At 78.0% G+C, this 381-nt stretch carries 1 protein-coding gene; it reads left to right on the top strand.

The window, feature by feature from the left end:
* Positions 1–178: 178 nt before the first annotated feature.
* Positions 179–381 (top strand): hypothetical protein (locus EOA23_RS37105; RefSeq protein WP_210212537.1); only part of this gene is annotated, 203 nt, incomplete at its 3' end.

The raw sequence follows: 381 nt of genomic DNA, 5'->3' as shown, positions 1-381 counted from the left end.
TTCCTGCACCAGCGACCAGACGATGCTGCCGGGCTCGGCCGTGCCCTGCTGGGTGCTGGTGCGCTCCTCATAGAAGATCGCCTTCTGTCCGACCGGCACAGTCGCCTCGGCGGTCGCCGGCGCGGGCGTGGCCGGCGCGGCGCCTGCAGCGGATGGCGTTGCTCCGGCGGCGGGCGGCGTGGCGCCGGCCGCGGGCGGCGTCGTTGCCGCATCAGCCGTTGGCAGTGTGGTTCCAGCCGCCGGCGGCGTCGGATTGGCCGCGTCGGTCGTCGGCGCCGCAGCGGGAGGCGTCTGCGTGGCGGGCGCGGGCGCGGCACCGGTCGGCGCAGGCGCCGTTGCCGGGGCGGGCGGCGGCCGGGAGGTCAGCGCCGCGACGGATTC

Source organism: Mesorhizobium sp. M2A.F.Ca.ET.042.01.1.1, assembly GCF_003997405.1.
Taxonomy (GTDB): Bacteria; Pseudomonadota; Alphaproteobacteria; order Rhizobiales; family Rhizobiaceae; genus Mesorhizobium.
This window is presented reverse-complemented; position numbering and strand designations above follow the sequence as displayed.